Raw genomic sequence first — 20198 nt, forward strand, 5'->3', positions numbered from 1 at the left:
CCTTTTGGCTCATGGCTTTACGACAATTCCAAGCATTTCTTGATGATGAAGCTACCATTCGCTTGGTCATGGAGAAACGATTTGACTCTGAACATATGATTTTCTCACTTGAATCAAATGTTGCTACATCTCAACTCTTTATACATTCTTGTTTAGAAGTAGATAATCAAATCATCTACTATTTAACTAGCTTGCACGCTTTAACATTGGATAAAGACTATACCGTCTATGATCAAGACCGCAATAAAATTGAATTGGGTTACGGTCATATTGTCCGCTCTGCTATTTTTGAACAAAATTACACCTATAACGGAAACGATTTGGGTGCAAACTATCGTTCAGAAGCGACGACATTCAAGCTGTGGGCTCCTATTTCTAAACAGGTATTTCTCGTTCTTGAGGGTAATCCGTATGCGATGACTAGGGGATCAAAAGGTGTTTGGGAAGTCACAGTAGAGGGAGATTTGGAAACTAAAAGTTACCACTATCTCCACAAGGTAAATGGAGAATGGATCTCCGTTCATGATCCATATGCCTTATCTTCTCAGGTAAATTCCGGCGATAGCTACGTGATTAATCCTGATAAACTTCATCGCATTCGACGTGCAAATACTCAGCTTCCAATTTCTCAAGCAGTTATCTACGAAATGAGCGTCCGTGACTTCTCATGGCAAAAAGAGGCTGGTTTTAACCATCGCAGTCAATACCTCGGCCTAACAGAATCTCCTTTCATGGATGGAATGAAGCTGGGAATGGACTATGTCAAGGATTTAGGTGTTACCCATATCCAATTATTGCCTGTCTTTGATTTTGCTAGTGTAGATGGAAACAAACCACAAGCTGTTTACAACTGGGGCTACGACCCTATGCAATACAATCTGCCTGAAGGTTCCTATTCTAGTCAACCGAACGATCCTTATGCTCGCATTTTAGAGTTACAGGAAGCTATCCAAGCCTATCATGATGCAGACATTTCCGTTATCATGGATGTTGTATACAACCACGTCTATCACGCGGAAAAGTATGCCTTCGAACTCATCGTTCCTGGTTATTTCTATCGTTATGATGAGCATGGTATGCGTACAGATGGAACATTCTGTGGCAATGATGTTGCAAGCGAACGAAGCATGGTCCGAAACTACATCAAACAGTCAGTTCGTCAGTGGCTAGAAATCTATGGCTTTGATGGGTTCCGTTTCGATTTAATGGGTATTTTAGATATTGAAACAATCAACCAGATTCAAGCTGAATTAGTTGCTCTGCATCCGAATGTCTATCTCTATGGTGAAGGTTGGAAGATGGCTACTGGTCTAGAATATGACAAACTTGCTCACCAATACAATGCGGCACAATTACCAAATATCAGTTTCTTCAATGACGACTACCGTGATACTTTCAAGAAGCTCTTACTCAATCCGAACCGTTTGATTGAGAAACAATTACATGAAAAGGTTCAGCATCTTTTAACAGGTAGCCGTCTCACTCATTTCTTAACACCGCAACAATCTCTCAACTATATTGAATGCCACGATAATGCTACTGCATTTGACTATTTCCATATTGAAAATCCAAACTGGACACCTCACCAACAAAAACGTGCTGCTAGCTTTGGACTTCAACTGATTTTGATTTCTCAGGGTATGGCCTTTATTCATTGCGGACAAGAATTTTTCCGTACAAAAGATAAGATTGAAAATACATACAATGTCTCTGATACAATTAACCGCTTAGATTGGACAAGAGCTATTCATTACAAGGAACATATTGAATTCATTCAGGAATTAATTGCTTTCCGTAAAAACAATCCAATTCTAAGCCAAGACAACTACGAAAGTATTCAACAAACATGTGATTTCTACTGGATAACTGAGTTTGTCCTCCGATACCAGGTCATTAGCGAAGAAAAAACTATTCAGTTTATCATTAATTTTGCGGATAGTGACTTTACTTTTGAACGTGATCAAGACAAGACTGTTCTCTACAACTATCCTCCAGTTGAAGAACATGATCAACAAAAAATCACCATTGCAGGACAAAGTATTTGCATTTTGGAAGATAAATAGGGCTTTAGACTGATGAAAGAACTCATCACCTAGGGTATACTATAGTCAATCCCAAATATTTTTCATAATCTCCTTAAAACTCACTGGTCGCGCTGGTGAGTTTTTTTTTTTTGACAAAAAAATCAGTCCCGTAATCTGTGACTGTTTTCATTTCATCAATTCAATGATTTTTCGACCGATTCGCTCTATATCATTTTGCATTCCACGGAGTTCAAAGGTATCTATGACAGGAAAATTAAATCGCTCAGAATACTGCTTGGCAGTCAGACAATATTGGTTGTTAAAATTTCGGTTGCCTGAGCCAACGACACCCAAACAGAGCTCTGCATTGGTCCCCAAGGCGATAAAATCTCCGAGAGGATTGGTCAGAATTTCCACATCTCCGTTGTCCACTCCATTTCCACCTTCTAAGTAGGTTGGTAAAAAGGCGACAAAGGGTGCATCTAGCGGATAGAAGGGAATATCTTGTTTGACCAAATCTTTGACATGGACCAATTCAATCTCCCAGTCTGTCTGAAATTGGAAAAAAGACTTTAGGCGTTTCACAAAACTTTCTGTATTGCCACTTAAGCTAATGTAAACTAAATAAATTTTTTTCTTCATACATTTCCTCTTTTCACTAAAAAAACACTACATATAGGATATAAATAATATTTTACTCCTATATGTAGTGTTTGTCAATTAGTCGCTTTCCACGAAGCGACCGATGATATTTACATTGTCTGCTACTGAAATGAAGGCAGATTTATCAGCTTTTTTCATAATATGTTTAAATTCATTAAATTCTGCACGTGTAATAATCGCAATCAGCACTGTCTTTTGCTCATGATTATACGCCCCTTCGGCACCATTGATAATGGTTACCCCTCGATGAAGCTTCTTGTGTATCATCTTAATCACGCGATCAGGATGACTGGTAATAATCATGGCCTGCATCCGTTTTTGTTTCACAAAAATCGCATCTGTCATTCGACTGGTGATAAACAGTGCAACCATTGAATACAACGCGTATTGCCAACCAAAGGTCATTCCTGCTATCAACATAATCATAATATTGACAATCAAGGAAATGGAACCAACTTGTCGTCCCGTCTTCTTGCGAATAATAATGGAAACAATATCTGTACCACCACTGGATACATTGTTCCTAAGCGCAAATCCAATCCCAGTTCCCAGCATGAGACCACCAAAAATAGCATTGACTAAAGGATCTGTCGTCAGAGTAACTGGTGGCATAAATTGGATAAAGAAAGAACTAAACGATACCGTAATAAAAGTAAAGATGGTAAATTTATAGCCAATTTTATACCAAGCCAAAATCAGCAAGGGAATGTTAAGAGCGTAATAGACTACAGAAATAGGAATATTCCATCCTGCATAAGAGGCTGATAATGCAGAAACAATTTGTGCTAGTCCGGTGACTCCAGACGAATAGACATTCCCAGGTCTAAAGAAAAAATTCACTGCGATACTAGATAGGAGTCCATAAAGAATGGACCCCGATATCCGTTCTGCGTATTTTTGCCGAGAAATCCCCGAAATGACCGACCAAAATTTATTTTTTCTGGCCTTTCTTAAGAAGAGTACACGCTGTTTTCTGAAAAATTTATTCATTTTCAAGTTTAATATCTAAAGCCAATTCCTCTAATTGTGCTGAGGCAACCGTACTTGGTGCCTGGGTCATTGGATCAGTGGCCTTGTTATTCTTTGGAAAGGCGATGACTTCACGAATGTTATCCTCACCAGCCAATAACATCACAAAACGGTCTAAACCAATAGCCAAGCCTCCGTGCGGTGGGAATCCATAATCCATAGCTTCTAGCAAGAAACCAAACTGCTCATGCGCATCTTCAGCTGAGAAACCAAGAGCCTTGAACATCCGTTCTTGCATTTCTTTTTGGTTGATACGAAGGCTACCGCCACCCAATTCATAACCGTTCAAAACAATATCATAGGCAACTGCACGCACCTGCGCCAACTCACCATCCAAATGATGAGCTGTTTCTTCTGTCGGCAAGGTGAATGGGTGGTGGGCACTCATATAACGCTCTTCTTCTTCAGACCACTCAAACATTGGCCAGTCTACAATCCAGAGGAAGTTGAACTTGCTTTCATCAATCAAGCCTTGTTCCTTAGCCAAGCGGTTTCGCAAAGCCCCCAGGGTATTATTAGCTACTTCCAATTCATCAGCTACAAAAAGAACCAAGTCTTTGTCTTCAAGTTGTAAACTAGCTGTCAATTTTTCTGTAATGCCTGTCAAGAACTTTGCAACCGGGCCAGCTAATTCTCCCTTATCAACTTTCACCCAGGCAAGGCCCTTAGCACCAAATTGCTTCGCGAAATCTGTTAATTTATCAATATCTTTACGAGAGTAGCTATCCGCCGCACCCTTGACCACAATGGCCTTAACAACAGGCGCTTCTGAGAAGACCTTGAAGTCAACTTCCTTGACAGTAGCTGTCAAGTCTTGCAAAAGCATTTCAAAACGAGTATCTGGTTTATCTGAACCGTAAAAGTTCATAGCATGTTCATAGGCCATACGAGGGAACGGCAAGGGCAACTCGATTCCTTTGGTGTCTTTCAAGACCTTAGCAATCAATCCTTCTACAATGTCTTGGATTTCAAATTCATTCAAGAATGAAGTTTCTAAGTCAACCTGTGTAAACTCAGGTTGACGATCTCCACGCAAATCCTCATCACGGAAACACTTAACGATTTGGTAATAACGGTCAAAACCAGCATTCATCAAAAGCTGCTTAGTAATCTGTGGACTTTGTGGAAGGGCATAGAAATGCCCTTTGGATACACGAGATGGTACCAAGTAATCACGTGCACCTTCTGGTGTTGACTTTGTCAACATTGGCGTTTCCACATCAATAAATTCTAAGTCGTCCAAGTAGTTGCGAATACTGTGAGTTACTGCTGCACGTAATTTAAAGTTGTTGAGCATTTCTGGACGACGAAGATCCAAGTAACGGTAACGAAGACGGGTATCATCGCTGGCTTCAATGCCGTCCTTGATTTCAAATGGTGTTGTCTTGGCCATGTTCAACACAGTCAAGCTTGTTACTTGCAATTCAACAGCTCCTGTTGGGATGTTCTCATTGGCTTGTTCACGCTCCACAACCGTTCCTGTTACTTCGATAACGAATTCAGAACGAAGACTCTCAGCTTTTGCCATCACATCAGCTTCAACTGACTCAGGGTTAATCACTAATTGCATAATGCCTTCACGGTCACGCAAGTCAATGAAAATCAAACCACCTAAGTCACGACGACGGCCAACCCAACCTTTCAAAGTAATTTCCTGTCCGACATGTTCCTTACGAACACGTCCAGCGTACATAGAACGTTTCATTTTCTTCCTCTTTTACTGATTTTATACCTATTCATTCTACCATAAAATGGCTGATTTTTGTGGGAAATTGCCGAGAAAAATCTAAGGAACCTGTATTCACCGTCTAACACTCCTATCTTAGGCTTTTTATTCAGATACTCAGCCTTATTTTTTTCAAAATCTAGTCAGTTTCCTTCAAAAACTATCTCTTATATAACTTTACTTGTGAGTACAGGCTTAAAAAACCAGCCCTAAACGACTGGTTTACTATACAACATATCCAGATGCGGAATATTATCTTCCAAATATACCTCAGATACCGGTTTAAAGCCAAGGGATTGATAGAATTTTTCTAGGTAGGCTTGGGCACCAATTTTAATCTGACTCTCTTTCCATTTGTTTGTAATATAGTGAATTGCTTGCTCCATCATTGGTCGACCTAAGCCTTTGCCACGATGACTTGGCTTGATGACTACACGTCCGATGGAAACTTCATCATAACTTAGGCCAGCTGGCAAGATTCTCAAGTAAGCCACTAACTCACCATCATCCTTTCCTAAGAGATGAAGACAGTTTGGGTCCTTTCCGTCAACTTCAGGATAGGCACAGGCTTGTTCAACAACAAAGACATTGGTTCTCAGTGTCAAGATACCGTAAAGTTCCTGTAAACTCAGTTGGTCAAATGCTTTTATTTCCCACTGCATAGTTGCCTCCTAGGGCAAAATGTTGCCTGCACTTCTATATATTTCGTACCATTCTGGTCGAGTCAAGGTAATCTGACTAGCTTGTGCAATCTTGGTCAAACGTTCTGGATTCATGGACCCTACTATGGTTTGAATCTTTGCTGGATGACGCAAAATCCAAGCTACGACAATTGTTTCATGTGAAACATTGTATCGCTCTGCTACTTCCCCAATGGTCTGGTTTAAAAGAGCATAATCTGGATGGTTGGCAAAAATACCTCGTTGCAAATCAATCAAGAAAGGAGACCAGGCTTGGATAGTGATTTTTTTAAGTTGGCAATAGTCAATTATCCCACCATCACGCATAGTCGCAGCATCATCTTTCATATTGACATGTAGTCCGGCATCAATCAAAGGCGTGTGAGCAGGAGAGAGCTGCAATTGATTCACTGCTAGCGGTTGATCGAAATAGGATTGTAGTAACTCCATTTGGTAAATGTTTTGGTTGCTAACGCCAAAATGACGAACCTTCCCCGCTTTTTTCAAGAGATAAAAGGCTTCAGCTACTTCCTCTGCTTCCATTAGAGCATCCGGACGATGTAAGGCGAGAACATCTAAATATTCCGTATCCAAGCGCTTCAAAATCCCATCTACAGATTCCAAAATATACTCTTTTGAGAAATCAAAATAGCCTTTACGAATACCACATTTTGATTGGAGGAGCATGTCCTCACGTTTCAATCCTGCCAATTTTGCTCCCTGAGCAAAACGTATTTCTGACTCACCACCACCATAAATATCTGCATGATCGAAAAAATTGATGCCGTGTTGGACCACAGTTTCTATAACATTTGCCGTTTCCCTTTCATTTAAACTGGCCATTCGCATACAGCCTAAAGCAATACGGGAAACCTGTAAGCCTGTTTGTCCTAATTCTTGCATAGTTAATCCTCCTTGTAAACGTTTTTCTTCTGTTCATTATAACAGAAAAACTCAGCCATAACTGAGTTTTATTGTCATTTAGTTGAAACCATAAATTCTTTTAGCGATATTGTAGACAGCATTGGAAATTTTTCGTCCTGGGTAGCCATAAAGATTGGTCAACTGGCCTAACAATCCCTTGCGAACGACCTTAAAGAGCGCTGGATTATTGTCACGGATATAATCCCACAACGCCTGTTTCATCAACATATGTTCAGCTATCCCAGCACGGTTGAGAAGAGCACAGGAGATAATGGTCGTAATTTCCACGTGATTGAGCAAATAACTTCGTAAATCAGTATTATCAATTGCCTCTAAATCTAAATCATCCACTAAAATCCGATTGACTTTTAACTGCTGGTCAATTCGTTTAATCATGACAGACTCATTGACAGACTGGTCATTTCGCCCAATAAAGTAACGATAAAAATCTACTGGTAGATAGTACATGGTTTTCACAGCCTGCAAAGGGGTAAATACGAAAATATTATCCACATAGAAAGTATGCTCAGGTAGAACGAGACCGACATCTCTTAACAACTCAGTCCTGTAAATCAAGGAATGCATCATCATGTACTGTCCCTTTGGAAAGGCACCAACATCTTCCCAGCCAAATATACGGTTCTCAGGCAGAGTGGATTGATAAAACATGGATTTTTTACGAGATTGTCCCTCTTTTTCATAAACAAAGTTGGAGATAAAGGCATCAACTGGCGTATTTTCATCTTCCAAAGCCTGCAAACTCTCTAGGATCTTCAAATAGGCCCTAGTATCGACCCAGTCATCTGAATCCACGACTTTAAAGTACTTACCCTTGGCCTCACGTATCCCTGTATTTACAGCTCCGCCATGGCCCTTATTGTCCTGATAGAGGGCACGTACGTTTGAAAATTGATTCTCTAGTCCCTCTGCGATTTCCTGAGTCCGATCGGTCGACCCATCGTTAATAATCAGAATTTCAACCTTGTCACCACCCATTACAAGGGAATGAACACAGTAATGAAGGTAAGCCTCCGAATTATAACTCGGAATGGCAATACTTAGTAAGGTCATCTTTCTCTCCATTTGACACAATTTGTTACTATTTTATCACATTTTCAGGAAAGTTGCTTTTGATATTTTCTTTTTGCTTGATAGGCTCTCCATAGTTGGCCTAAGCCCTTGAAAAAATGGCCATTGACAATGGTTAGAATTCCTTCCACCATCGCTAAATCGAGCATGTCTCCTGTCATCTTTGCCATTGCCCTAAATGGCATATTATAAAGGAACAGCAGGTTCAAGTCAGGAGTCCCTTTCTGCTCTGCTTTTTTCAGTAAGCTAGCTAATAGAAAATTCTTAGAAAATTGCCCGATAGCCAAGAGAAACAAAGTTTGTATATAAAAAGCAAGCAGTCCACTGTAAAACTCTATCAAGAAGATATTGTTTACCTAGAAAGTCAAGGACATCAGGTTCACATCTACACAGTTGACGGTGGCCTAACGATTACCAATAATAGTCTCAAGAATCTCGAAGCCATGTTAGACAGTAAATTGTTTGTACGAGCCCACTCGGCCTATATCATCAATTTGTCCCATGTTCAAAAAGTGGAAGGTAACCTTGTTTACGTCACAAATACAGCCTTGCCGATTAGCCACCCAAGGAAAAAAGAATTTATGACAGCTCTAACCAACTTCATCGGAGATAGCTTACTATGATCAACTTCCCTGATATTCCACGTTTCTATACTGCTCTAACAGAAAGCTTGGCCTGCCTACTGGTCTGTTCCTCACTTGTTTTGTCTGAAAAATGGTCACTCAAACAGTTCCGTATCCTCCTGATTTTCCTCATACAAATCTTACTTCAACTTGTGGCTGGCAAACTCCCTTTGCTTTTTTGGACTGTGGGAATGGGCATCAATATCGCTTGGATGTTTGTTTCCATTCGATTGCTTGGAGTTATCCACAAGAGGGCTAGTCTCTATTTGACAGCAAAAGCCTTTATTATTGCCGAATTAGTAGCCTCCATTACTTGGCATCTCTACTGTTTGACGATTTATCAACAACCTGTGGATAACTTGTGGACACAGGGGTTATTTATGTTGATAACTTCTCTACTTTCTTACTGGCTCATCTATCTACAAGATAAAAAGGTTCACTTAGAAGAATTGGATAAATTCATTGAGCAGCGAGATGTGACGGTAGCTGTCTTTACAACCTTATCTATCTTTGTTCTTAGTAATATTGGTTTCATCCTCTCAGGCACGCGCCAATTTCAAGACTCGACCAGCATTTTCATCCTCCGGACAACCGTCAATCTCTCTGGTCTTCTGCTCCTATTCACCCAAGAATCTCAACAATACGATCGCTATTTACGGCAGGAGTTGACTTCTATCAATAATATGTTTCAACTTCAATACAAGCAATACCAAGCTTATCGTGAAAACAGTGAGATTCTTGACCGTAAGGTCCATGATTTAAAGCATCAACTGGCCATCATCCAACAAGAACCTGATAAAACCAAAAAGGAACAATACCTAGAGGAAATCAGCGAGGTGATCCAGACACTTGATGCAAAGATTGAAACAGGAAATCCTGTTCTTGACACCATTTTGAGCCAAAAAAATTATTACTGTTTGCAAAATGGTATTAACTTTACCTGTATTGTTCAGTTAGAGGCCCTCCATTTTATGGATGTAATGGATATTTCAGCTCTGTTTGGAAATGCCATTGACAATGCCATCGAGGCTGTGGAAAAAATAGATAACACCGAACAACGCTTGATTACTTTAAAGGTTACTAGCCATCAGCAATTTCTCATCATTCGATTAGACAACTACGATACTTCTTCACTAGACTTATCCACAGGACAGCTCCCTGAAACTTCAAAAACAAATAAGGACTATCACGGATTCGGTCTTAAGAGTATGGAGTATGTTGCCAATAAATACGGGGGCAGTCTCACACTTAGCAAGGAAGATAATTGGGTGCAACTAAAAATCATTCTCCCCCTACAAGCATAGAAAAATCCCGTTTATAGGCGGGATTTTCTTTATATTCGTCATTTAGAAACCGTCACTTGCTCTACATCTCGATTTTGACTCCGTTTTATAATCACATCAAGATAGTCAGCTAAGAAACTTCTCGGTGACACTGCTTGCAAGGTCTGATAGGCTTGGCTTGGAAATACTGTCTCATCAAGCCAAGTCTGATCCAACTTTTCTCCTGAAAAATAAGCACGATTAGCTGGCATGATAAATTGTGAAATAGCATCCGCTGTCTCGCCATCATACCAATGTTCATCGTTCAAAGCATTGTGCACCATAATATCACTGGTACTGTCAAAGACGGTTTGTAAGTAGCTTACGTGATCCTGCAAATTAGGATCACTAGGCTGGTGCTTTTCTGCCCACGAAGCCATATCAAGTTGAGTTTTTTGATAGTGAATGCTTGTATCATCAAGGCTCAATTGGCCGATAACAGCTGGGTAAATAGAAAATGCACCATTAACCACTTCAGTATAGCTGACTTGCCCCAAGTCTTCTTCAACAATATTCTGAGAATGCGTGTGTCCCGAAAAACCAAATTGAATGCCATATTGATTGAACAAAGCCTTCAAATCGGCAGCATTATCCAAAGTATACCCTTTTGAGAGCATAGCATGCTGTTGCAAGACATTGTGATGGACAATAGGTATCAGACTCACTCCAGCTTGCTTGGCTGCCTGAAGCTGTACTTCTATCCAATCCAAGGTCTCTTTTTTGATACGTCCATTAGTAGTCGGTGCGCCATCTCCTTGCCCACTAGCGTAGATGTTGCTATCTATCATCAGAAACCATGCATTTGAAAATGGCTTGGCCAGATAGCTCAATGAAGCTTGGTCTCGACTGCTAGCTTGTTGGTAGCAGTTATCAGCAAAGAGATCTTCAAATTGCTGAGCGGTAACTTGATCCGTCACTTCCTGCTGATTTCCTTTAAAGGCTCTAGCCCATCCACTGGCAATATCATGGTTGCCAGGAATGACCAAAACCTCCGTTCCTTTTTCTTCAATCTGTGAAAAATATTGGGCCAACTCAACCATGCTCTGTTTTTCACCGTTGAGAGACAAATCACCACTAACTAGTAGCAAAGAAGGATGCTCACGCTCTACTTGTTCAACCAGGGCCTCCATCCGCTCTTTTCCATAGCGCAAATCCTTGCCAGCAGCAGTTTTTTCTATATAGGAAAAAGCCTCTCCATCATCAAATAAATCTTGTGATAAATAATGTAAATCAGTGATGATCCAAATTTTATCTTGGTCTGTTAATTCAGCCTCGGCATAGGATTGCTGACGCTGACCTGTCATAACTGACCAGACTACTATCAAACAAATTAAGGTCCCTGCCAGTAATATCATTTTCTTCTTCATACCCTAAAAGTATACCATCTTAAAGAGAGAGCGACAAGAAAAAGGAGTTTGACAATTAATCTGTCTAACTCCTTTAGTCATTTATTATTTTTTTGCAAATCCTGCTGCTTGCTCACCAGCCTGACGACCAAATACTATGATATCTGCTACAGCATTACCACCAATACGGTTTTGACCATGAACACCACCAGTTACTTCACCAGCAGCATAAAGACCAGAGATTGCTGAACCATCTGTCTTCAATACTTGAGTATTAGTATTGATTTTCACACCACCCATCGTATGGTGGATACCTGGAGCAACCTTAATCGCATGATAAGAACCTGTATCCAAAGCATGATCCATACCAGATGTACGACCAAATGCCACATCATTTTTATCCGCTACAGCCTTGTTCCAAGTATCAAGTGTTGTTTGAAGTGTATCCGCAGGTACACCAATTTCTTTAGCCAAATCTGTAAGAGTAGCACCTGTTTTTACAAGTCCTTTTTCTTCGTATTGAGCAATTGCCTTCACACGATCTTTCAGAGCATCATCAAAAATAACGTAAGCGTAGTTAGGATCTAAAGCATTAATCGCTGCTGAAACTTTATCACGAGTTTCCAACTCATTAACAAAGCGCTCCCCTTTAGAATTGACAAGGATAGCACCTTCACCACGAACTGCTTCTGTAATCAAATAAGAGGTTTCTTGCTCTACGGTTGGGTGAATTTGGATTTGATCCATATCAACAATTGCTGCACCTTCTGATTCAGCAAGCGCAATACCGTCACCTGTTGAACCAGGTTGGTTAGTTGTTACATAGCCTTCAAGGGCAGGATTGAATTTTGCAACCATTTCCAAGTCTGCCCCAAAACCACCCGTAGCCAACACAACTGCTTTTGCTGAAATTTTCTTCGTTTCTCCAGCAATTTCTACCTCAACACCTGTTACGGCACCATCTTTGTCTTGCAGTTTTGTCACATCTGCATTTACAAAAATTGGTACTTCACGTTCCACAAGATTATGGTAAAGACCATTTACTAAGTAGCCACCAACAGCTGAACCATCTGCTGGACGGTGGGTACGTTTCTCACTCATACCACCAGTTGTAGTAAGGTTGCTAAGGGTAATCCCCATTCCGTCCAACCAGTCAATCGCACTAGCAGAATGATCTACAAGGTAACGTAGTAATTCAGGATCGTTTGTACCCTTACCACCTTTAAGGGTTTCTTCATAGAATTTATCATTGGTATCAGCAATACCTTCCGCTTCTTGGAATTTAGTTTGTGAAGCGTTCATACCAGCTGATGATTTAGCTGTATTCCCACCAATTACAGGCATTTTTTCCAATAAAACAACACTAGCGCCAGCATCTTTAGCTGAGATAGCAGCAGACATCCCTGCACCACCAGAACCAACGACGATAACATCATAGCTATCTTTCAACTCAGATGGATCAGTGTATTCTTTCACAGATGCACCTGATACAGCTTCTTCTGATGAAGAAGAGCTTGTAGACGATGATGATGTGGTAGTATTTTCAGTTTTACCTCCACATGCAACCAAAAATACTACAGCAAGTAGACTCATAAACAAGCCTAACAACGTTTTCTTTTTCATGATAAACCTCCAATTTTATCTGATACAACTATTATACTGGATTGTGAAATATTTTTCAATCTTATTTGAAATAATTTTCACAATGTTTCTGGTTGTCAACAAAAAAATGTGTGAAAAAATTGCACAATTTACTCGAAAAATTGTGCAATTTATTTAATTTATTCAGTTAGCAACTGCAGGAATTGCTTTATCTCATCTTGGGAAGCCTGACTTCCTTTTCTTAACAAGCCATTCAATTTTCCTGATTTAAAATATGTCAGACTAGGTACCGTCTTCAAACCGCTTACCTGACGAAATAAATCAATCTTCCCATCTGGATCGTTCTCACTATCAAGGTAGAAAACTATCTTCCCTGTCTCTTCAACAGCTTGGGTCAGTTTAGGCACAAATGCTCTACAATAAGGGCACGTTTCCCTCCCAATATACAGGATAAAATCATCTTGCCGATCCAATTTTTCTTCCAGTTCACTAATGGAAATAGTCTGATACGAATTCACTGCCTGACGGTATTCCGATTCTGTTGAACTAGAGGATTGTCGGACAAGAAATACAGATGCCCCAATTCCAACAATACTAAGTAAAAGCAAAACAATATATTTACGCACGATAAATCTCCTAATCAATTGATTGTACATTCTATTTTTTAACCACACGGTGGTAATAGGAAATACAATTTGAAAACCCTACTAATAAGTTAATTATATCAAAATTAAGTAAAAATCCTCTATCGTAGACTTGTAGTAAGGTAATGCAAAAAATATCTAATCCAATGAGCTAGAGAATCGGCAGTTTTCCCTACAAACATCAATTTATACTCTGCGAAAATCAATATCAAACGTTGTTGACTTGATTTGATGAGTGGGAGCGGGAAAGCACTCGACCAGTCTAAAAAGAGTTCGTCAACACTTTTCTGTTTTAAGTTGTTGAGCTGAAACAGTCTATCCCAGACTTCAATTTATGTGAGCTGACTGCCGTCAGCTTATATCTCCCACTTTAAAAGGTCTCCCAGACCTTTTAAACTCCCCACCCCCGCACAGCTCAAACTGTCTGGGAGACAGTTTGAGGTTGGAAATGAAGCGAACTCGTTCGCATCAGCCGTAGTGGTCAGATTTGGAGTGTAAAAAACGAACTGCTGAGATTTGCTGTGCAAATCTTATCTCCTACCTTTAACAGTCTCCCAGACTGTTAAAGCCAATCAACCACTGCGCTGAGATGTTGACACGAACTCGAGAAGCGAGGCTGGACTTTCTGCCCGGCCTCAGCCTGTTCCCTTGAAAGATAAAAGGAACAGAGTTCTATCTGCTTCAGAGCGAAATGAACTACGTTCGGCTATTTCCAACCTCCAAAGGTTCCCCGAATCTTTTTGTAGCGAACTTTGTTCGCCTTATTTCCAACCTCCAAAGGTTCCCCGAACCTTTTTGTAGCGAACTTTGTTCGCCTTATTTCCAACCTCCAAAGGTTCCCCGAACCTTTTTGTAGCGAACTTTGTTCGCCTTATTTCCAACCTCCAAAGGTTCCCCGAACCTTTGGAGCAAGTCGGATTTTGGTTTTCATTGAGTATTAACTCTTTTATTCCACACACGCTTTTCTAACATATTCGTTGCTTTTGAAACGCTCCCTGCTTTTCGCTATGATATAATAGCTTTATAGCTACCAACAACTACTTATTGAGTAGAAATTGACTCCATTCCTTCAGCCTATACTGTGGGGAAGTTCTCCAACGTATTCGTATAGATTGTATGGAGCATTTTCAATTAAGAGAGGAAATAAAGTGCTGCGTAGAAATGTAAAAGCTAGGATGGTCAAGTCTATTGGGTGGGAAAATGAAATAATGGAAGTAGAATATGTGTCTGGTCTGATTCATCAATACAAAGATGTATCTGAGGCGGACTACATTCGCTCTCTAACTGGTGCCATTGACAAAAAAGTGAGGCGGATAGGTAAAACCCATGCATTCATCCGAGTGAGTGAATAAACTCTCAGCATTGGGACATTATGTGGACCTGGATACCAAAGACCTACAATATAGACTTGGCTACGTCAATCTTGCCAGGACATTTAATACGAATAATCACTCTATTGGAGAAGGGAAAAAGCCGTCTCATTCTTTGAAACGGCAGTTAATTCACTATAAACTCAGCTAAAATCGAAGCTAAGTGCAAAATATCAAAAGTTAACACCAAAAAAAGCCTATTAAATAGGCTTTTAAAGTGTTTAATGTAAGAATTAAAGAATTTTGTTGTAGAATTCTACGACAAGGGCTTCGTTGATTTCTGGGTTGATTTCATCGCGTTCTGGCAAGCGAGTTAATGAACCTTCAAGTTTGTCAGCATCGAATGATACGAAAGCTGGACGACCAAGAGTTGCTTCAACTGCTTCGCGGATAGCTGGAACGTTCAATGATTTTTCACGAACTGAGATTACTTGACCAACTTCAACGCGGAATGATGGGATATCAACACGTTTACCATCAACAAGGATATGACCGTGGTTTACAAATTGACGAGCTTGACGACGAGTAGTTGCCAAACCAAGACGGTAAACAACGTTGTCCAAACGACGTTCCAAAAAGAGCATGAAGTTGAAACCAACTGTACCTTGTTTGATTTTAGTAGCTTGTACGAACAAGTTACGGAATTGTTTTTCACCTAAACCGTAAGAGAAACGCAATTTTTGTTTTTCAGCCAATTGCAAACCGTATTCTGACAATTTAGAACGGTTGTTTGGTCCGTGTTGACCTGGTACGTAGTTACGACGTGCCAATTCTTTACCTGTACCTGTCAATGACAAGCCAAGACGACGAGCTTGTTTCCAAGATGGTCCTGTATAACGTGACATTTGTTATGTCCTCCTAAAATAATTATTATTGTAGGAAATAACGTTTTAAGCAAACCTGATTCGTGCAGGAGGCCTTCATCGAAACAGCAACGATTACTCTTCTTGCTGACCTTCTGTTGACGAGCTTCATTTTGCCCTGCTGTTATTTCGCACAAAGATTAGTATAGCACAAAAAAAAGGCTCTGTAAAGCCTTATATAGCGATTAATCAAAATAATGAATCAATATTTTTTCTGTCAAAATGTCTGAGTAAGTATAAGATTCTACGAAGGTATTGTTGGGATCTTGAAATTCAACGATAAAGAGAGACTGGTAAACCTCTAAAATACGTCCTTGTTTATTCTTTTCTCGCTTCCGACCATTTTCAAGGGTTAATTCAACAACTTGACCCTCATGCTCTTTGATATCTTGCTTGATTTGCTTCATCTTGGCAACATCTGTAAATGCATCACTCATTCTCTAGCCATCCTCTCTCTTGGAAATACTTGCAAATTTATTATATTCTTTTTGGAACATTAGTTCCACAGTACCACGCGCACCGGAACGGTTTTTTTCTATGATAACTTCAACCGTATTGTTTGGAATGCCACCATCTTCTTGCTCTCCGCGTTCATAATAATCATCACGATACAAGAAGGCAACGATATCCGCATCCTGCTCAATAGACCCTGACTCACGGATATCAGACAATACAGGACGTTTATCTTGACGTTGCTCCACACCACGAGACAACTGGCTTAGAGCAATAACTGGAACTTTTAATTCCTTGGCTAGAATTTTCAATTGTCGAGAAATCTCTGAAACTTCTTGTTGACGGTTTTCTCGACCGGTTCCAGTAATCAATTGGAGATAGTCAATCAAAATCAAACCCAAATTCCCAGTCTCCTGCGCCAATTTACGAGAACGCGAGCGAATTTCGGTAATCTTGATACCTGGAGTATCATCAATGTAGATACTTGCTCGAGCCAAATTAGCTTGAGCCACCATGTACTTGTTCCATTCCTCTTGCGTTAGGTGACCCGTACGAATAGCCCTCGAATTGATAACTCCCTCAGAAGCGAGCATACGGTCAACCAAGCTTTCTGCACCCATCTCCAAAGAGAAGATAGCAACTGTCAAACCCAGTTTTGTACCGATATTTTGTGCAATATTGAGAGCAAATGCCGTTTTACCAACCGCAGGACGAGCCGCAAGAATAATCAACTCTTCCTCATGCAAGCCCGTTGTCATAGCATCAAGAGCAGGATAGCCAGTCGCGATACCTGTAATATCGGATGTCTGTTTGGCGCGTGTTTCTAAGTTATCAAAGTTGATATTTAGAACGTCGTCAATTCTCTTAAAGCCACTCCGACTTGCTCCCTCACTGACATCAATTAAAGCTTTTTCAGCATTAGCAATAATGTCATCTGAGCCATCAGCTCCTTCATAGGCTTGATTGACTGCATCCGTCAAACGGGCAATCAACTTACGAAGATTCGATTTCTCCGCAACAATCTTGGCATAGAATTCCGCATTGGCTGCTGTCGGTACAGAACTGATGACTTCCGCCAAATAAGCCAAGCCACCAATATTTTCCAAATCACCATGGTTGACAAGATAGTTGCGCATGGTTGTCGCATCAATTGCCTCATTCCTGTCAGAAAGGGCAATCATCGCTTTAAAAATTAACTTGTGGGCATGTTTGAAAAAGTCTTCCGCCTCAATATACTCACGGACAAAAACAAGCTTTCCTTCATCAAGAAAAATCGCGCCTAAAACGGACTGCTCCGCTAAAATATCCTGAGGTTGTACTCGTAATTCTTCTAACTCTGCCAAGACCTCACCTCCTCACTGGCTAAGTAGTGTCCTAGGCTTCTTTGATGCTCAATTGAATAAGACCTGTTACATCCTGATAAATTTTAACAGGAACTTCAATCAAACCAATCGCACGAATAGGGTGATCTAATTGAATATGACGTTTGTCAATCTTGATTCCAAATTGTTTATCCAATTCTTCTGCAATTTTCTTGCTCGTAATAGAACCAAATGTACGCCCATCTGGACCAACTTTTTCAACAAAGGTCACCAAGGTCGTTTCTTCAGCCAATTTAGCTTTAATACTTTCAGCCTCTGCCATCATCTCCGCATGAGCTTTTTCTTTTGATTTTTCTTGGCCACGAAGTACGCTAATTGCTTGATTTGTAGCTTCTTTTGCCAAGTTTTTTTTGATCAAGAAATTTTGAGCATAACCCGTTGGAACTTCCTTGATTTCGCCCTTTTTTCCTTGTCCTTTAACATCTGCTAAAAAGATTACTTTCATCTTCTAACTCCTTAACTGTCTTTTATTTCTTCCCGTATTATCGTAGTGAGTGTTTCACAAACCTCTTCTATCGTTTGATCATACACTTGGGCAGCAGCTAAATTAAAGTGACCGCCTCCGCCCATTTCTTCCATAATCCGTTGAACATTGACTTTGCTATGACTTCTCGCAGAAATTGCCACATAGCCTTTGATATTTTTTGTGAGTACAAATACTGCTTCAATTCCTGCCATATCTAAAATAGTATTAGCTGCTTTACTTGGGATTATATTGTCATAGTCTTTCGTCTCATCAGCACAAACAACGACCACATGTGGTTCAACTTTTTGCCCTCGTAAAATTAACTCATTAATCTGACGATATTCTTCAAAGTCTGTCGCAGAAATTTGTTGAATTTCCAAACTATCACTGCCACGTGTACGTAAATAACTAGCTACGTCAAATGTACGACTAGTCACGCGTGACGTGAAATTCTTGGTATCCAGCATAATCCCCGCCATCAAAAGGCTTGATTGAAGTCTATTTAACTTATGGTGTTTATCATTCTGGAACTGAATGAGTTCCGTTACCAACTCACTTGCAGAGCTTGCTCCACTTTCGATATAGGTCAGAATCGCATTATCTGGAAAATCCGTATCCCTACGATGGTGATCCACAACAACCACTTGATTAAACTTCTCAAATAGTTTTTGTGACAAGGTCAATCCAATCTTAGAATGGTCTACCATAATGAGTAAGGACTCATAAGTGACTAATTTTAGTGCTTCATCAATCGTGATTAAATTAGAGCAATTTTCTTCCGACAATTTCTTCACAGCACGTTCAATATCCGGAGCCATTTCATCTGGATTATACACCGTATAGGCATTATTCATAATATTTTGTGCAAAATATTGCATCCCTACTGCTGAGCCGAGCGCATCCATGTCTAAATTACGATGTCCTACAACAAAAACGGCATCCACTGATTTCAGTTTGTCGGATACAGCCGTCATCATGGCCCGTGTCCGTGTTCGTGTTCGTTTGACTGACGAAGCTGAACCGCCTCCAAAAAACAGTGGCTGCTTGCTTTCATCATTTTCCTTGACAACAACTTGGTCGCCACCACGAACTTCAGCCATATTTAAATTTTGAAGTGCTGCTTGTCCTATTTGATGATGATTCTCATTACCAAAAGCAATCCCCATACTTAAAGTCAAACCCAACTCCAATTTTTTTGCTTCTTCTCGGAACTTATCAATAACTGAGAATTTATTCTGAATCAATTTCTCTAGAACTGCATAATCTGTAAAGAAATAAAATCGATCCATCGTTCCACGGCGGTAATAAATACCGTACTCGTGGCAAAAATCTGAAACAAATTGAGCTAAGAATGAATTTACTTGGCTAATCTGAAAGTCGGTCACTGAATTTTCTAACTCATCATAGTTGTCAACAGAAATAATGCCAATAACCGGTCTGCTGCCAATTAAGCTATTTGTTGCTGTGTATTCTGTGGATGCATCAAAAAAATAGAACAATCCTTGATCAAAGTCAACATTTACAGTGTACCTTTTGCCTGAAAAATTTGCATAGGTCCGCTCTTCATCCAATCCCACATCAATGATTTCTCGGAGTTTTTTTTCATCAAACTCCCCATTTTCTTTTGCAAATATTAATTCTGCAAATGGATTAAACCATTCAACCTGATTACTGTCAGTTTTTACTTTAATGACACCGATTGGCATTTTATCTAACAGCTTCATTAATCCAGAATTTGCCTGAGTATTTAAATACTCAATCTGCTCCAACTCACTAAATTCATATGAATACTTCTGGTATACAAATAAAGATACGAGCAAGACGAGACTTAAGAAGAGCGCAAAGACCGTAACAATGCCCATTGGAAACATTCGATGGAGAACTGAAACCAAACCAAATAATATCACACCTATCATGACAAAATGAATTGTCGAAAAACGAAACTTTTTCATCATTAACCTCTGCCTGCCATTTTACCATAAAATGCAAGAA

Annotated in this window: 19 protein-coding genes and 2 pseudogenes; 4 read left to right on the forward strand and 17 right to left on the reverse strand. The window is 40.0% G+C overall.

Going from position 1 to position 20198, the window contains the following annotated elements:
* Nucleotides 1–11 precede the first annotated feature (11 nt).
* The gene (gene pulA, locus D2A30_10330; protein ULL21914.1) at nt 12–2063 is read left to right on the forward strand and encodes a type I pullulanase; all 2052 of its coding nucleotides are present in this window, start codon (nt 12–14) and stop codon (nt 2061–2063) included.
* Between the two features lie 147 nt (nt 2064–2210).
* On the opposite strand, the gene nrdI is transcribed toward pulA, so the two are convergent.
* From nrdI to D2A30_10365, 7 genes and pseudogenes are all read right to left on the reverse strand, one after another.
* A complete protein-coding gene (gene nrdI / locus D2A30_10335) occupies nt 2211–2666 on the reverse strand; it encodes a ribonucleotide reductase assembly protein NrdI (GenBank protein ULL21915.1) in 456 nt (151 codons plus the stop codon).
* Nucleotides 2667–2744: 78 nt separating this feature from the next.
* Nucleotides 2745–3683 (reverse strand): YitT family protein, encoded by a 939-nt coding sequence (locus tag D2A30_10340; protein ULL21916.1) that lies wholly within the window; start codon nt 3681–3683, stop codon nt 2745–2747.
* Entirely contained in the window at nt 3670–5421 is a 1752-nt protein-coding gene (locus tag D2A30_10345) for an aspartate--tRNA ligase (protein ULL21917.1), read from the reverse strand. The genes D2A30_10340 and D2A30_10345 overlap by 14 nt, the downstream gene beginning before the upstream one ends.
* A gap of 230 nt (nt 5422–5651) precedes the next feature.
* Nucleotides 5652–6104, reverse strand: coding sequence for a GNAT family N-acetyltransferase (locus tag D2A30_10350; GenBank protein ULL21918.1), 453 nt, complete (start codon nt 6102–6104; stop codon nt 5652–5654).
* Nucleotides 6105–6113: 9 nt separating this feature from the next.
* A complete protein-coding gene (locus D2A30_10355) occupies nt 6114–7025 on the reverse strand; it encodes an aldo/keto reductase family oxidoreductase (protein ID ULL21919.1) in 912 nt (303 codons plus the stop codon).
* A gap of 78 nt (nt 7026–7103) precedes the next feature.
* Nucleotides 7104–8129: a glycosyltransferase family 2 protein gene (locus D2A30_10360; protein ULL21920.1), complete on the reverse strand. Its 1026-nt coding sequence runs from the start codon at nt 8127–8129 to the stop codon at nt 7104–7106.
* A 32-nt stretch (nt 8130–8161) separates the two neighbouring features.
* Nucleotides 8162–8392, reverse strand: a pseudogene (locus tag D2A30_10365) (hypothetical protein).
* Between D2A30_10365 and D2A30_10370 the strand changes: the two are divergent.
* A pseudogene (locus D2A30_10370) lies at nt 8393–8758 on the forward strand (LytTR family transcriptional regulator). It begins immediately after the preceding pseudogene.
* On the forward strand, nt 8755–10062 hold the full coding sequence (locus tag D2A30_10375; protein ID ULL21921.1) for an ATP-binding protein: 1308 nt from the start codon (nt 8755–8757) through the stop codon (nt 10060–10062). The pseudogene D2A30_10370 and the gene D2A30_10375 overlap by 4 nt, the downstream one beginning before the upstream one ends.
* 38 nt (nt 10063–10100) lie before the next feature.
* Here the strand turns inward: D2A30_10375 and D2A30_10380 are convergent, their stop codons facing one another.
* From D2A30_10380 to D2A30_10395, 4 genes are all read right to left on the reverse strand, one after another.
* On the reverse strand, nt 10101–11447 hold the full coding sequence (locus D2A30_10380; protein ID ULL21922.1) for a metallophosphoesterase: 1347 nt from the start codon (nt 11445–11447) through the stop codon (nt 10101–10103).
* Nucleotides 11448–11531: 84 nt separating this feature from the next.
* Nucleotides 11532–13049, reverse strand: a complete 1518-nt coding sequence (locus D2A30_10385; protein ID ULL21923.1) for a flavocytochrome c — start codon at nt 13047–13049, stop codon at nt 11532–11534.
* Between the two features lie 158 nt (nt 13050–13207).
* A complete protein-coding gene (locus D2A30_10390) occupies nt 13208–13657 on the reverse strand; it encodes a thioredoxin (GenBank protein ID ULL22037.1) in 450 nt (149 codons plus the stop codon).
* A gap of 776 nt (nt 13658–14433) precedes the next feature.
* Complete coding sequence (locus D2A30_10395) at nt 14434–14631, reverse strand: hypothetical protein (protein ULL21924.1); 198 nt, start codon at nt 14629–14631, stop codon at nt 14434–14436.
* A 216-nt stretch (nt 14632–14847) separates the two neighbouring features.
* Here D2A30_10395 and D2A30_10400 point away from each other — a divergent pair, with 216 nt between their 5' ends.
* Nucleotides 14848–15024: a KTSC domain-containing protein gene (locus D2A30_10400; protein ULL21925.1), complete on the forward strand. Its 177-nt coding sequence runs from the start codon at nt 14848–14850 to the stop codon at nt 15022–15024.
* 251 nt (nt 15025–15275) lie between these two features.
* Here the strand turns inward: D2A30_10400 and D2A30_10405 are convergent, their stop codons facing one another.
* The 6 genes from D2A30_10405 to D2A30_10430 are packed head-to-tail and all read right to left on the reverse strand — an operon-like array spanning nt 15276 to nt 20158.
* On the reverse strand, nt 15276–15887 hold the full coding sequence (locus D2A30_10405; GenBank protein ULL21926.1) for a 30S ribosomal protein S4: 612 nt from the start codon (nt 15885–15887) through the stop codon (nt 15276–15278).
* On the reverse strand, nt 15830–16042 hold the full coding sequence (locus tag D2A30_10410) for a hypothetical protein (GenBank protein ULL21927.1): 213 nt from the start codon (nt 16040–16042) through the stop codon (nt 15830–15832). The genes D2A30_10405 and D2A30_10410 overlap by 58 nt, the downstream gene beginning before the upstream one ends.
* A 48-nt stretch (nt 16043–16090) precedes the next feature.
* Nucleotides 16091–16342 (reverse strand): hypothetical protein, encoded by a 252-nt coding sequence (locus D2A30_10415; GenBank protein ULL21928.1) that lies wholly within the window; start codon nt 16340–16342, stop codon nt 16091–16093.
* A 3-nt stretch (nt 16343–16345) separates the two neighbouring features.
* A complete protein-coding gene (locus tag D2A30_10420; protein ID ULL21929.1) occupies nt 16346–17701 on the reverse strand; it encodes a replicative DNA helicase in 1356 nt (451 codons plus the stop codon).
* Between the two features lie 31 nt (nt 17702–17732).
* Nucleotides 17733–18185: a 50S ribosomal protein L9 gene (locus D2A30_10425; protein ULL21930.1), complete on the reverse strand. Its 453-nt coding sequence runs from the start codon at nt 18183–18185 to the stop codon at nt 17733–17735.
* Nucleotides 18186–18196: 11 nt separating this feature from the next.
* Nucleotides 18197–20158: a DHH family phosphoesterase gene (locus D2A30_10430; protein ULL21931.1), complete on the reverse strand. Its 1962-nt coding sequence runs from the start codon at nt 20156–20158 to the stop codon at nt 18197–18199.
* Between the last annotated feature and the right edge of the window lie 40 nt (nt 20159–20198).

Origin of the sequence: Streptococcus suis (assembly GCA_022354845.1) — a bacterium.
GTDB lineage: Bacteria > Bacillota > Bacilli > Lactobacillales > Streptococcaceae > Streptococcus > Streptococcus suis_AA.